Annotated in this window: 15 protein-coding genes; all 15 read right to left on the reverse strand. The window is 44.5% G+C overall.

Annotated elements, in window-relative coordinates:
- Window positions 1–30: 30 nt before the first annotated feature.
- Window positions 31–1,806: a Na/Pi cotransporter family protein gene (locus tag BR86_RS0106015; protein ID WP_031472146.1), complete on the reverse strand. Its 1,776-nt coding sequence runs from the start codon at window positions 1,804–1,806 to the stop codon at window positions 31–33.
- A 323-nt stretch (window positions 1,807–2,129) separates the two neighbouring features.
- Window positions 2,130–2,627 (reverse strand): cysteine hydrolase family protein, encoded by a 498-nt coding sequence (locus BR86_RS0106020; protein ID WP_031472147.1) that lies wholly within the window; start codon window positions 2,625–2,627, stop codon window positions 2,130–2,132.
- Window position 2,628: 1 nt separating this feature from the next.
- The gene (locus BR86_RS0106025) at window positions 2,629–3,546 is read right to left on the reverse strand and encodes a helix-turn-helix transcriptional regulator (RefSeq protein ID WP_031472148.1); all 918 of its coding nucleotides are present in this window, start codon (window positions 3,544–3,546) and stop codon (window positions 2,629–2,631) included.
- 238 nt (window positions 3,547–3,784) lie between these two features.
- Window positions 3,785–4,576: a MerR family transcriptional regulator gene (locus BR86_RS0106030; protein WP_031472149.1), complete on the reverse strand. Its 792-nt coding sequence runs from the start codon at window positions 4,574–4,576 to the stop codon at window positions 3,785–3,787.
- A 55-nt stretch (window positions 4,577–4,631) separates the two neighbouring features.
- Window positions 4,632–5,126, reverse strand: coding sequence for a CDP-alcohol phosphatidyltransferase family protein (locus BR86_RS0106035; RefSeq protein WP_031472151.1), 495 nt, complete (start codon window positions 5,124–5,126; stop codon window positions 4,632–4,634).
- 34 nt (window positions 5,127–5,160) lie between these two features.
- Entirely contained in the window at window positions 5,161–5,877 is a 717-nt protein-coding gene (locus BR86_RS0106040) for a CatA-like O-acetyltransferase, family 3 (protein ID WP_242841574.1), read from the reverse strand.
- 63 nt (window positions 5,878–5,940) lie between these two features.
- Window positions 5,941–6,852 carry an alpha/beta fold hydrolase gene (locus BR86_RS0106045; RefSeq protein WP_031472155.1) on the reverse strand — a complete coding sequence of 304 codons (912 nt, stop codon included), beginning with the start codon at window positions 6,850–6,852 and terminating at the stop codon, window positions 5,941–5,943.
- A gap of 103 nt (window positions 6,853–6,955) precedes the next feature.
- Window positions 6,956–7,096 (reverse strand): TetR/AcrR family transcriptional regulator, encoded by a 141-nt coding sequence (locus BR86_RS15610; protein WP_081844156.1) that lies wholly within the window; start codon window positions 7,094–7,096, stop codon window positions 6,956–6,958.
- Between the two features lie 203 nt (window positions 7,097–7,299).
- Window positions 7,300–8,094, reverse strand: a complete 795-nt coding sequence (locus BR86_RS0106060) for an MBL fold metallo-hydrolase (protein ID WP_031472157.1) — start codon at window positions 8,092–8,094, stop codon at window positions 7,300–7,302.
- Window positions 8,095–8,234: 140 nt separating this feature from the next.
- On the reverse strand, window positions 8,235–8,600 hold the full coding sequence (locus tag BR86_RS0106070; protein ID WP_031472159.1) for a hypothetical protein: 366 nt from the start codon (window positions 8,598–8,600) through the stop codon (window positions 8,235–8,237).
- Window positions 8,601–8,806: 206 nt separating this feature from the next.
- Entirely contained in the window at window positions 8,807–9,391 is a 585-nt protein-coding gene (locus BR86_RS0106080; RefSeq protein ID WP_031472161.1) for a TetR/AcrR family transcriptional regulator, read from the reverse strand.
- Between the two features lie 370 nt (window positions 9,392–9,761).
- Entirely contained in the window at window positions 9,762–10,658 is an 897-nt protein-coding gene (locus BR86_RS0106085) for a phosphatase PAP2 family protein (RefSeq protein WP_031472163.1), read from the reverse strand.
- Between the two features lie 103 nt (window positions 10,659–10,761).
- Window positions 10,762–12,183, reverse strand: coding sequence for a 23S rRNA (uracil(1939)-C(5))-methyltransferase RlmD (rlmD, locus tag BR86_RS0106090; protein WP_051684624.1), 1,422 nt, complete (start codon window positions 12,181–12,183; stop codon window positions 10,762–10,764).
- A 182-nt stretch (window positions 12,184–12,365) separates the two neighbouring features.
- Complete coding sequence (locus tag BR86_RS15150) at window positions 12,366–13,625, reverse strand: D-alanyl-D-alanine carboxypeptidase family protein (protein WP_161767285.1); 1,260 nt, start codon at window positions 13,623–13,625, stop codon at window positions 12,366–12,368.
- 275 nt (window positions 13,626–13,900) lie between these two features.
- Window positions 13,901–14,131 (reverse strand): HPr family phosphocarrier protein, encoded by a 231-nt coding sequence (locus BR86_RS0106105; protein WP_031472169.1) that lies wholly within the window; start codon window positions 14,129–14,131, stop codon window positions 13,901–13,903.
- Window positions 14,132–14,410 lie beyond the last annotated feature (279 nt).

The raw sequence follows: 14,410 nt of genomic DNA on the forward strand, positions 1-14,410 counted from the left end.
AAAATCACTCCTGTTAATATTATACCGTCATCATATCACCATATTCCCCATGGGATATCTTTTTATTAATTCATCATATTCCTCATTAAAGGAGGCTCTTTCCTCCAATGAAAAATTCTTGAAATACTCATGAGTATTGTAATCATTGTCATATATCGTAATCATCTCAACAGCTATATTGGAACAATGATCGGAAACACGTTCCAGCCCTGTCAGAATATCTTCTAAAATAAACCCCATCTCAATCGTACATTTGCCGTTTTGAAGTCTTTTGATATGATTCTCTTTCACTTTTTTTGACAAAGTATCAATGACTTCTTCCAACGGTTCAACATGGGTAGCGGATATCTCATCATCTTTACAGAAACTCTCTACCGTCAGATTACAAATATCATTCACTGCCCTGCAAAGAGTTTCAATTTCCTGTCTCGCATGTTCGGTAAAGGATAATCCCTTTGTATTCAGTTCTTCTGATGATTTTACAATATCCAGCGCATGATCCGATATTCTTTCCCAATCACTAATGCTGTGCAATATAATCGACATACTCCGGCTGTCTGCAGCAGATATATTTTTACTCGAAAGCTTTACAAGATACGAGCCAAGTACATCTTCATATTTATCGGCAACCGACTCAAGCCTTACCACTTCCTGCGCTTTTTCCTCATCATATTTAAGCAGAACCTCTATCGCTAATTCCATTGCTTTTTTTGTAAGCTCTGCCATCTCACGGGCTTTACCTCTGCAAAGTTCCATAGCAAAAGCAGGTTTTCTGAGGAATCTCTCATCAATCGATACAAGTTCAGCCTGAACATCCTCTTTATTTTTTCCATCCGGTATCGTTATTTCCGTAAGTCGGACAAGCAGGTTGGAAAATGGAAATAATACGATTGTTGCACCTATATTAAATAAACTATGTATCACTGCTATCCCTGCTGCATTTGCCGATTTTCCAAGGAAAGCAAAGTTTATAAATGAATTCACTGCATAAAAGAATACCATAAAAAGAACGGTTCCAATAAGGTTGAAATACAAGTGAACCATTGCTGCACGTCTTGCATTCTTACTTGCACCAATAGAAGAAATGATACTCGTCACGCAGGTTCCGATATTCTGCCCCATAATAATTGGCAGCGCCACGGAATAATGAACAGCACCAGTTACACAAAGTGCCTGAAGTATTCCTACCGATGCCGATGAGCTCTGGATAATTGCTGTGAGAATAGCTCCAATAGCCATTCCCAGGATAGGATTACGAAAGGCAGTCATCAAACTTGTAAACGATGCATTATCTGCAAGTCCCGACACCGCAGCGCTCATCGTTTCCATTCCAAACATAAGAATTGCAAATCCAAGAAGTATTCCTCCAATATCCTTTTTCTTTGATTCACTTTTACTTGCCATAACCAGAATGATTCCTATTGCAGCAAGAATCGGTGAAACAGAGGATGGTTTCAGCATTTTGAGCCAAAGAGTGCTTCCTTCAATTCCTGTAAGTGACAGCATCCATGATGTTATGGTTGTACCAATATTAGCACCCATAATAATTCCAACCGCTTGTGACAGCTTCATAATACCTGAATTTACAAAGCCAACCACCATGACAGTTGTGGCGGATGATGATTGAATCACAGCAGTAACACCGGCTCCAAGCAAGACTGCTAATATTTTTTTAGTTGTAAGCTTTTCCAGAATAGTTTCCAATTTGCCTCCTGCCATCTTGGAAAGACCATTCCCCATAATACTCATACCATATAAGAAAAGCGACAAACCGCCTATCATATTCAGCACATTAAAAATGTTCATACAAATTCCTTCCTTCTATACCAGATATTTTTCCAGATATCAGAATAAAAGACGCAAGTAAAATGTATGAACATGTTTTTGTAAAATCTATGTAAAATTTTAAAAACTATGCGATGAAATTATAATGCGTTATTTCCGTTTACCATCCGTCGGAATGTTACTCCCAATAGTTCCGATGCTTTCTTCCACTTTTTTGTCCGCACCCCCGATTGAAAAACATCAGTTACCAACAGATATCATTCATTTTATCAATAAAGTTCTTTTTAAGGGTACCTTCCCCATTTTTCAGTCCGGTCCGCGCTAAACGATCGTCCACCGGACGATCAGCGTCCCTCCATATAATCCTTAAGTACTTTGACCTCACAGCCCTTTTTCGCATAGTATGCGTACATTTCATCCATCTTTTTCAGATCATAGCTTGTAACACAATCGGATATCACGTGAACGCTATATCCTGCCTTTGTCATATTGAAGCATGTGGACTTTACGCAGCCTGTGGCATCCGCACCGGCAATAAAGAACTCGTTAATTCCATTCTTTTCAATGAACTCTGTAAATTCCTCGCTCGTAAGCGCATTTGCCTTCGTCTTCACAAAGATATTATCGGACACCACCCTCATTTCGGGAACCAGCTCAGCCCCTTTTGTGTCCGGCTTAAAGGTTCTGGTTCCTGCCGACAGATTATTATGCTTGATATAGATGATCCGCATATCCTCTGCCACAGCCCAGTCGATAGCCTCATTGATCCTGTCAATGATCTTTTTGTAGTTCTTAGTGATGTCATTTTGAATGTCGATCACCATGAGTGCCTTGTTTCCCATATCACTTTTCCTTCCTTTCATACTTCTTGGCCATTTCACTGGCGATCTGATACAGCTTATCCCTGACAGACTCCGGCTCGATCACAGTCACCTTATCGCTACAGGAAAGCATCCATGATATCAGCCCTTCATCATCCGAATATTCATGTTCAAAGAGAAGCGTTCCATCCGGTTGCTCTTCAAATGAACCCACCCCGTATTCTTCAACGAGCTGCCACTTCATGGATGGATCGAAAACCGCCTTAACTCTTCCTTTTGCAGGAAAGACCTTTTCATTTGACAGCTCCGGCAAAGGAATCTCGGATCTTCTGTCAAACACCTCACCATGAACGATACTGTCCATCCTGTTCAACTTGAACAGCCGGAAGTCTTCCCTTAACAGGCAGAACCCATATGCATACCAGCTAGACCATTTAAAGATCAGATAATAAGGCTCGATCTCCCTTTTCGTATCGCCTCTTGGTGAATAGTAATCGAATCGGATCCTCCTGCGCAGTTCAATGGCATCCTGGATGAGTCCAATCTTCGGGGGCAGCGTATCCCTATACCATGACGACAGATCGATCAGGATAGAATCCCTGCCGTTTACAAATTCAGAAGAACCTGCCTGTATCTTCTCCATCAGCTGTCCGTAGTATCTGCTCCCGCTTACGCTGTCCAAACTTCGCAGTCCCGCAAGGATCATCTGCATATCCCGGGATGTCAGAAGCGTCCTGTCCATCCGGTATCCGTTCATAATGCTTATGCCTCCTCCGGCTCCCTGTGATGTCTGAATCGGTATACCCGCTTTACAAAGAGCTTCGATATCCCTGTTTATCGTCCTTCTGGACACTTCAAAATGATCGGCCAGCTCCGGAGCCGTTGTCATCTCCTTCTGCAGTAGTATGGATAATATTCCGATAAGTCTGTCTATCTTCATTTAATCACCCTCTTCGCATATCTTACCAAACCAAACAAGACAACAGTATGTCATGTTCTATATAATAAAATTCCGCTTGCGGAATTTTCTGCGCCGAGCGCGGTTGCGAAAGCAACAACTTCCATTCGTGCGAGTGCGCATCCAAGCGGAGTGTAATTGGCGTAAGCCAATTATTTTCCTGTACCCCGGCTTACCAGGGTACAGGTTTTGAATCTTATGCCTTCTTCATTACAAATATTCACCCAATCGGCAGCTGAATCTCCGTCAGCCAGTCTTCTTCCGATTCTTTATTCCAAATGCCGTCAATATAACATTCACGGGAAAGACCCGCTGTTTTATATCCGTTCTGCTCTGCATATTGCATAAGAAAAGCATATGCTTCGCCGATATTTGCGTATGAACCCTTATGATAGATACTTAAGACCTTGGCCTCCGGCAGCGTTTTGAACTTAATATGTTCATCTTCTTTTCCAAATGCGTTAACGGCTTCATTATGTCTGATACGGATGTCGGTTTCTTTATACTCTCCATCGGGATATTCGCAAAACTCATACGGGGGCTCTGCGCACTTCATTCCCGGGTTCAGCTCAAGGCACTGCTGCCCCACAGACGGAATCCAATTCATCATGTCCGAATAGCTCTTAAGTACGGTTTCCGCAGTATAGACAATGGTTTCCGGGATCACTTTTTCTGTTACCTGATATTTCATTTCTTTATCCTCCATAATTGAATTGATTATGGAAAGACGAGATTCGATCAGATTCTTTTCTTTCTTCAGTGATATGATTTTCTCCTGCAGGATCCCTTTCACATCTGCACCGGCAAAAACTGCTTTAATTTCTTCAACGGACAGACCGAGCTGTCTGTATGACTTGATCTTAGCAGCAGTTTCAAGCTGTGAAGTTTCATAAAACCTGTAATTATTCCATTCGTCAACAGAAGCAGGTTTCAGAAGGCCTTCTCTTTCGTAAAACCTCAGCGCTTTGATCGTCAGATGTGAAAGCTTAGAAAACTCACCGATTTTTATCATTCTTGCAAATCTCCTTTCCACATCTGATACCCTAAGCTATCCCCTTAGGGTCGAGTCAAGCCCTTTTTTCTACTGTTCTGATATAATGTCCTTCCTGAACTGCCGAAAAAGTTGCCACCGCGCACACCGGAATCGCCAAATACTTTAGCGGGACTATGGGAAATGTCAAAGGCAGTATAAAAAGCAATCCCCCTGTCACCTTATTCATCACTGAATGAACAGCAACCAGCTTCCTTTGTGCAATATATCCCGATAAGATGTTTATAATCTTTATCAGCGCAATTATCACGATCCATACACATACCCATATCGGCATACTTATCACCGGGAGAAACTTTATCAGGCATACCGCTGCGAACACAAAATCCGCAGCAGTATCAAATCTCGCTCCAAACTCGCTGACCGTATTCATTCTTCGGGCAAAGGTTCCGTCTATCATATCTGATAAGCCTGCGATCAGATAAAGCACACAGAATGCCGGAGAAAACACCGGGCAAAACAGTAGCACAATACTGATCAGCACCCTGAATCCTGTTATTATATTTGCCATCACCTAACTCTTTGGAACATGACCGTCTCTTTACTCATATCTGTTCATCCTTCACTTTACCATTGCAAAACGCAGCCATCTCTTTTTCAATCAGGCGGAATACATTCGCAATCAGATACCCATCCGCTATCGCATGATTCATACGAACCGACACCGGCATCAAGAGTCTCCCGTTTTCCTCACGATATTTTCCCCAATTGATGATCGGCAGGAAGTAGAGGAACCCGTCCGGCAATTCTATATTCAGGGAATCATAGGACAGCCAGGAAATGTAGGAAGCATCAAACCAATTCGGATGCTTATCCATATCAAGGCCATAATCCCTCGTTTGTTTTGCCTTCTCTATATCAGAGACAGCATTTTTGTAGAATACGGCATAATCCGGATCATAGATTGTATATACCGGCGTGCAGGTCTCCGTATCCTCATGAAAAATGTACTGCGTGGGATGGATCACATCGTAACAGATCAGTTCCTCAGTCTGCCAGAGATACCCCATTTTGTAATCATCCCGGGAATTCAATACCTTGGAAAGGATATATAGGAAATTGACATAGAACTTCGTGCTACTCTCCTTCGAGTACTTAACAAGCTCTGTCACATCAACCCTCGCCGTCATAGACGTCGAGCACTTGCAGTCCTCTGTAAAATGGCGGAACACACCCTTCCTGTAGTAGGTTTCCTTATTTACTATCCGATAATTTTTATCAAGGTTTATTTCCATATCAATACAATACTCTTTTAATTCCATATCAGTCTACATCCTTTCCTCTATGCTTGGATACCCAATTCCTTTGTCAAAATACACAAAATACTATGAAATCCATTGCAATGCCTGCATAATCACTTCAAAATTCGTCAGGTGAATATAATGTCCGCTATTATTGGCTCGCAGTAGAATTGACTGATCGGAAAAGGTTAGATATTCCTGCATCAACGACTGCCACAAATCTTCAACTTTAACTGCAAATTCCTTTGTGGTTTGTCCAAATTCCATGATTTCTTTTATTTCAAATTCACTTTCATGGGTTATGAGTACGATGGGGATCTTTGGAAAATCCCCTTTTTCTTTTAATTGACAGATTTCTTTTTCCTCATGCGCCAGGCAATATTCCTCTAAAGCCACATCGTGTAGCTCTGCCTTTGTTAATTCATCTAAAATATATTTCTTTGCTTCCGGCGAAAATTGATCGTAGTAATAAAATGGAGGGGCTTTTCTCATGATCAATTTTATAACAGGTCCTAAATGGCAGGAAGCCAGTTTTTTCATGTTCAAAAAGTTTTCCGATTTATTAAAGCCGCTCTTTTTCTGTTCTTTCGCTGTTAAAAATACTGATTTATATGTGTTGTCATTTGCAGATAAAGGATCGACAAACACTATTCCATAAACCATATCCGGATAGATTCTGGCAAATTGCTGCGCATACAGACCTCCCTGTGAATGCGCCAAAAATGTGATCTTACCTTTACACGGTAATTTTATTAACAAAGCATGTAATTCTTCGGCTATATTTTTAGGCGAGCGAGCCTTGGAAATATTTCTGCCGCGCTCATACAAAAGAACGGTAAATTGTTTTGACAGTTGCTCTGCAATATGCCACCACTCACCGGCAACTGCACCAAGTCCCATTTCAATAACCAGATCAATATCTCCCTCGCCAAATATGCGATAGGATATATTCTGACCTTCTATCACTTTGCTTTTCAGTGATAATCCCTTTTTCATTTGTTTTCTCCCATAGTCACAACGATAATTCCTTGAACCCAAAATAGCAAAAAACAAAAACAGTTCTTCTCCTTACACTGATAAAAACCTGTATTCAACCTAATTATCTTGCGATAAAGGGCTTATATAGCGATGGGGCTTTGATCCCGACAATACCCGCAATCTGCTCCACGCTTGTTCCATCGTATCCATTCTTTGCAAATAACGTTAATGCCACATCTAATATTTTCTCTTTGGTAGACATGGCTCCCTCCATTCCGCTAATTAATATTAGCCTCATTATAGCTAATGTGCATTAGCTCATCAAGATAAAATATACGACTGACCGTAACCATTCGGTTTCAGTCAGCCGTTTTTTTCTCTTGCCGCCAGCTTTCTTTGTACAATGTTGACGGCACCGCCGTGGAAACAGGAATTGATTATAACAAGACCTTTTTCCATCCGCTTCTATGAAAGTATTCTTTCGAAGACCCTGCAAAAATCCTGCACTCCGTCTGTCCCGAGAATATAAATATTCGGGAGATAGGACATTCTCGCCCTGCTGTATACTATCCTTTCAAGTCCGCAGTCAAAAACAGTGTGATTTGTCAGGGCGACATCGCATTTCTTTTCCCCGGAAATCTTTATAAATTTCTTAATAGATTGTCTTTGCAACTCACTGCCGTCTTCATCTCCCCAGGGAGGCGTTGCCCCGCCGAAAAGACAGGCCATATGTTTTTCCCCATTCTCATGCACCGGAAAAATGAAACTGGAACATCCTTTTGTGTGTCCCGGAGTTGACATTACATATATATTCCTGTCTCCGCAGTCGATCGTATCTCCGTCAGAAATATACTCATCGATCTCAAACTCTTTCCAGTTATCATCCTGTCCGTCTTCATGCGGAGTGGAGAGCCTTAATCTGTCATCCTCTTCGGATAAAAAGGTTTTCGCTCCGGAGTTTTCCTTAAGCCACTTCCCGCATCCGACATGATCGATATGCCCGTGTGTCATTAAAAACATACTGATCCCTTTACCACCCCAGCCTGCTTCATCAATGGCGCAGAGTATCTCGTCATAGACTTTTTTATCAGGCCAGATACCGTCGATCACCACAAGCCCTGCCTCTGTATTCAGTATGTAGCAGGCTGTTTCCTTCTGTGCCACTATTATCAGATCGTCAAAGATCTGTGCGTGGGTAAACCACGACATATCTTCCATCCGCTTTATCATTTCAAATGTTAATTCCGGTATATCCTTCATTTTTGTCTTCCTTCTTTTTTACCAGGATTATGCTAACGATAACTTCCGTTTTTCCCTTCTTCGTCAGTTTCTCCATCTGAAAAACTCAATCCTCTACAAAATTTGAATTTGTTATCGAAGACAAACCAAAATCTGGTTCTTTAATTCTTCGTAATTTGAAACCTACAATGTTCTGCTCCACGTAATATCGTTTCCAGGATCTCAACCTCAAATGTGCTATTGGGTTCCAAGCAGTTTAAAACATACAAAATACTTTGTCTGCTGCAATTACACTGATCAGGATCAGTAACTTGGCCAGACTGTACTTTGGGACAAGTGCATTTCTCGTATCCAAGTTCATAGGTATGTCCGGCCTCGATGACTTTTCCAAAATATCCGTTTCCATTCATTGCTTCGCCATAGATAATATCAAAATCACCACCACAGGACTTATACAACTTGATCTGTGCAGGAAGAACAGTGTCTTTTACACAGGTTACGGCTTGTTCATAATACTTGTCTTTCATAAATCGTCCCCTTATCTATAAAGTCTGTATTTTGCATTCAGCACCAATTCTCCATCATCAGCATAAACACAGTCCTCAAGAATATATTCTCCATTGTGTTTACGATATACTTTTTTACATCCTGTTTTCTTGGATAATTGTCCAATGAATCCTGTTTAAAGTTTTCTGCTGATAATAATTCGATCCTGATCAATTTTTCTCTGCTCCTATCTCATGTATACCTTACAAAAATGCCGCAAATGCTTCTCGATGTATTCCATGCATTCTTTCTCACACTGCGGCTGTCTGTCTGACCTTGCAATCTGCAGAACAGCCGGTGCGGTAAGTTCTACTGCAAGCAGCTTCGGATCATCCTTTTCGACTATCCCCTCATCCATCATTCCCTTGATAATCTTTGCAAACATCCTCTGTATTCCATCCAGCTGATGCCTGGTTGTAACCTCGGAAATCCTTTCATTCCTGAACTGCTCTTGCACAAGAAGCATCCGCGTCTTGCGGATTATGGGATCCCGCATTGTGAATGAGATCCTTTCCATAGTCACCTTTATAAACTCCTCCCGGCTCTCAGGCACCTTCCCGATGTTTTTCTCAGATCCAAACATTACCTCATACCGCTCTTCCGCAGAATCAATCAACGCATTCAGAATGTCCTCTTTGCCCTTATAGTGCTTATATAGCGATGGAGCTTTGATCCCGACATTATTTGCAATCTGCTCCACGCTTGTTCCATCATATCCATTCTCTGCAAATAACGTTAATGCCGCATCCAGTATTTTCTCTTTGGTAGACATTGTATCCTCCATTCCGCTAATAAGCATTAGCCTTATTATAGCTAACGTTCATTAGTCAGTCAAGTTTTTTTCTGTGCTAAAAAAGCCTGCGAACATCAGGATTTCTCCCAATGCCCGCAGGCGTGATTAAATAGAATTGTTTTTTCAAATCTTATCCATTATTTATCTATCATTTTTCTCCGAATCCTTGATTCTATAGTAATCCTCTACATCCAAGCCCAGATCTACATGAGATTTCGACCTTGTAACATTTTTACCTAAGAGAACCACCGTCTCCACATGCCTGTTGTTCGATTATCAAATACTTTTTCTGCAATAAAGCGTATCGCCCACGCGCACCCCTGATCGATCTTGGTATCTCCTATTTATTTCAATTTGCTCTGGCTGCCGACAAAAACGCTTCGCTTATGACGGCATAGATAATATATGTGATGAGCGTTCCGAAGCATACATCGGATAAAAAGTGATTGGTCATGTGGATGCGGTTATAGGCATAGATCAGCACGAAGATGCAGGCTACGAAAAAGCATATGTGATTCCTTCTGCTGCTCTTTCCTCTCGCTACATCAGAAAGCATGGGAAGCGAAAACATCATGCTGGCGATGGTCATGTTGCCGCTCGGCCAAGATTTGAAGCTGTCATCGCTGCCCGCGAGGTTGGGGACCATCTGCCACCAGCTGCGGAACTGGCTAATCGGATCGTCCAAAGTGATCAGGTATTTATAACGGGGGCGCGAAGCGAGCTGCTTGAGCCAGGCGTTCACATTGTCTGCCGTTATTCCGGCGATAAGGATCGCCGCTCCGACGGCAATGAGTCTGTCGGGGTCGCTGTCGTCGAGCAGGCGTATCATCACAAACGGGACCCATAAATAAAGTACCGCCCAGAAAAGCCAGCTTAAGACTGACAGCATCGGAGAAGCCTCCCCGGGAACGTAGCCGAACAGTGCGCGGACGCTTTTGCCGTTATAGCTGTTGGAATAATACACAGCCATAAACAGGCTCAAAGAAAGCAAAGTATATGCCAGTGCGCGGTAACGATCCCCCTTTTTCTTGAGGCCCACAAATAAGCATGATCCTGCCGCAGGGTACAGGCAGTAGGAAAAGTATGATCCATATGTGGCGAAGAATGCGCCGAGTTCAGTCTTATTGGCAAGCATCTCGTTGATCCTGAAGTCATAAAACGAACCGATGATTATTCCAAGCAGACAGGTAGCCATGACGCCCAAAAAACAGGCGGCGGGCACCGCCATGATAGTTTTCCTTTTCATATTTTTGTCCTCCAGGCTCAAGCAGACAAGCTTGCTTGTCTATTGAGCTGTCAATCAAAGTTTGAAAGTTTACTTTCAAACTTCCCCCATTCTTTGAACTGATTTATACCGGAAAGGTGGTAGAATTCTTCCCTTCGTTCTTGATGCGATAGTAATCTGCCATCTCCACATCAAGCGTAATATAGGACTCTTTCTTCTTGCTTCGGGTGTTGCTCAAGAGGCACACAGTCTCCACATGCTGCGTCATCGGGAACATGTCATAGGGTCTTGCTTTTTCCGCCTTATATCCAAGCCTCTGGAACAGCTTCAGATCTCTTGCGAGCGTATCCGGTCCGCAGGAGACATAGATCACGCGGGACGGACCGATCTCCGCCACCGAACGGATAAACTCTTCCGTGGAGCCCGAACGCGGCGGATCCATCAGAACGACATCCACCTTCTCTTTCTGCTCCGCCATCTCCCGCAGGAAAACGCCGGCGTCATTGCAGTAGAAATCCGCATTGCGGATCTTGTTTTCCTTTGCGTTCCGGATGGCATCCTTCACGGCATCCTTATTCAGCTCCACACCGATCACCTTTTTCGCATGAGAAGCCGCGATCAGTGTCATGGTTCCGATACCGCAGTAGGCATCCACGACGGTTTCATTTCCCGTAAGGGCCGCCATCTCAATGGCCGCTCCGTAGAGTTTCTCCGTCTGCAGAGAATTAACCTGATAAAAGGACCGCGAGGAAATGCGGAAATGAAGACCGCAGAGTTCATCCTCAATATAACCTTTCCCGTAAAGGACATTCTCTTTTGTCCCTAAAACCATGCTGGTCTGACGTTCGTTGATATTCTGCACGACGGTGGTGATCTCCGGATGTTTTTCGCGAAGCGCCTTCACAAAATTATTTTTGGACGGAAAAACCGGCGATGCGGTCACCAGAACCACCATGATCTGATCGCTCGTGAAACCGCGGCGCACCAGCACGTGGCGAAGAAGTCCGTAATGGCTGTCCTCGTCATAGGTCTTAATCTTAAAGGATTTCAGCATCCCACGGATGGTGCGGATGATCTCATCCGCCTTCTTGTCCTCGATCAGACACTCCTCCACCGGGACGATATAATGTGTTCCCTCCTGATACGTGCCGGAAATCACGTTTTTCTTCCGGTCAATGCCGAAGACCGCGTGAACTTTATTGCGGTAGTGATACGGATAATGCATACCGACGATGCTCTCCACCGGACAGACTCCGTTCAAGAGTCCCTCCACATATTTCTGCTTTTTGGCAAGCTGTTCCTCATAGGAAATGTCCAGATACTGACAACCGCCGCATTTGTCACAGACAGGGCAGAGCTTATTCTTTGTGGTTTTCGCGGTCTTTATGTTTTTCTCGTTCTTTATAGCGTTCTCGGTCTTTGTGGCTTTTGCTGTGTTCGTAGTCTTTATGGATTTCTCAGTCTTTGTATTTTTTGCTGTCTTTGTGGTTTTTGCTGTTTTCGCGGTGTTCTTCCATGTTCTTTGTTTTTTCTGTTTCTCTTCCATCGATCTTCCTCATCGTCCGCTATCCCTGTAAAATTCTCAAAAGGTCCGGAGCGGATTCTCATATATCATCTTACCGGCATCGCTGTGCGGCATGAATCTCTCGCATTTTCTGGTCTGCACAAAACAGTGCAATTCTGCCCGGTTCTTATCAGCTGATCCCCACCGTTCCTTCACGCTCTGTATCAGGCAGTAAAGTCCTTATAGATCGCCACGTGATCGTAAATGCATCTCCACGCGCTGTGCGCGGTTCCGGTCACGCAGATATAGTGTTTTCCGGAGGCCGACTCCATATAACTTGCCGCACAGTTTCCGCTCTGCACCACATATCCGGTCTTTGCGCACTGTACCGTGCCGCCGGAATCCTTATCCTCGATCCGGCGCAGAAACCAGTTGGAAATCTTGATTCCCTCCGGATGCTGCTCCGTCTTCGCCGTGGTGTAGGTATGCGCACTCAGCACCTCACGGGCCAGATCATTTTCCACTGCCGCCTTCAGAATCATCGCCATATCCGTAACCGTGCAGTGGTTCTGCTCGTCGTAGATTCCGATGACATTGGCAAAATGCGCCGTGTCGGAAAGACCGAGTTCCTGCACTTTCTGATTCATCAGCGCGACAAATGCCTCCTGAGAGCCCGCAACATAATTTGCAAGGCCAAGAGCCGCATCCGCGCCGGACGGCAGAATCGTGCCGTACAGAAGATCACGGACCGGAACCGTCTCACCGACGGCAAATCCGACCGCACTGCAGTCGTTCTGATAGATATAATCGGTGATCTCCTGTGTGATCGTGACCTGATCATCGAGATTTTTTATCTGCTCCGCCGCCACAAGGACAGTCAGAATCTTCGTCATGGACGCCGGACTGATCACCTCATCCGAGGCTCTCTGCGCGACGACATTTCCGTTCTCAAGGTCCACCAGAATGCCGTAGTGGCTGTCCACCTCCGGATTCGTGATGGCCTTGGTGCTGCCGTCTTTTACCGGTTTATAGCCGCTGAAAAATGTGGTATTCAGCGCATGTGCCGAAGCGTTTTCTCCGCTTACGCTCTCTGCCGGGTTTTCCTTTGCGTCATCCGACGGATCCCCCGCATCCGGATTCACTTCCTCATCTTCTGTGGAGGCTTCCGCCGCGGCACCGCTTAACTCCGTCTCTGCCTGTGTGCTGACCGCGGCCGTCGCCGCGGAAGTGTCCTCTTTCGCGCCTCCGCTGATCATCCCGCTGATCCAGTTGACGGAGAGTACAACGAACAGGATCAAAAGCACCGTCAGGAGAAGGGCTCTGCGGATCTCCCGTATACGGCGCTCCCTGCGCCTGCGCTTCCGGAGCGCTGTCTGACGGTGTCGTCCGCTGCGGCGCTGCATATTTTTCTCATTTCTTCGAAGCTGATGCTCCCGAAATTCCGCGCCTGTTCTTCTCTCGTCGCGCTCTGCCTGTTCCTGCATCCCGCGGATATTTCTTTTTTTGCGATATCTTCGTGAATCTCTTCCTTTATCCATTGATTTCTCTCACCGAAAACGATATTTCCACCCTTATTTGCGCCCGGAAATACAGGCACAGTCAAGCAAAATTATATGACATTCTCTTGTATGCCGCAATATAGGATTGATTGAGTAACCATGATTGCCATTCAGCGGACTCGGGCTTTGGCTCGTTGCCGCACAAAAAATACGGCCCGGCAGATCCATCTGCCGGGCCGATATCCTGAAAACAAAAATGTTTATGCTCTCTTTGCCTCAAGAAGCTCCTCGAAGTTTCCGTTGGTACCGTTATAAGAAACCTTCAGATTCTCTCTGAAATTCAGTCCCATAACACCGAGATAAGACTTTGCGTCTACGATCTTTTCAGCGCGGCTCACATTGGAAATATCGATGTCAAAATCACAGCGGGATGCTGCCTCCACAAAAGAACCAACCTCTTCAGGATTCAGTCTAATAATCTGATTGCACATATACTGTTGCCTCACTTACCATAATAAATCCCAAACCGGATACGCGATCTGCAATCGCGGAAGCACCGCGATTTCCGGCTTGCTGTTAGTAGAACAAAGTCCGCAAGCGGACTTCGGCTCCCCCATCCCCTCAGTCCTGAGGGGATGGGGGAGCCCCGCGGACTTTGCGCGCCGCCGCTGGTCACCGTTAGGTGACAGCTTCCTTACAGCGGCGTGCGCATCCTCGCGGAGCGTTTTTGTTTCATAGGGAATTTCGGAGAAATTTCCTATGAAACAAAA

It is taken from the genome of [Clostridium] aminophilum DSM 10710, from assembly GCF_000711825.1.
GTDB lineage: Bacteria > Bacillota > Clostridia > Lachnospirales > Lachnospiraceae > Clostridium_R > Clostridium_R aminophilum.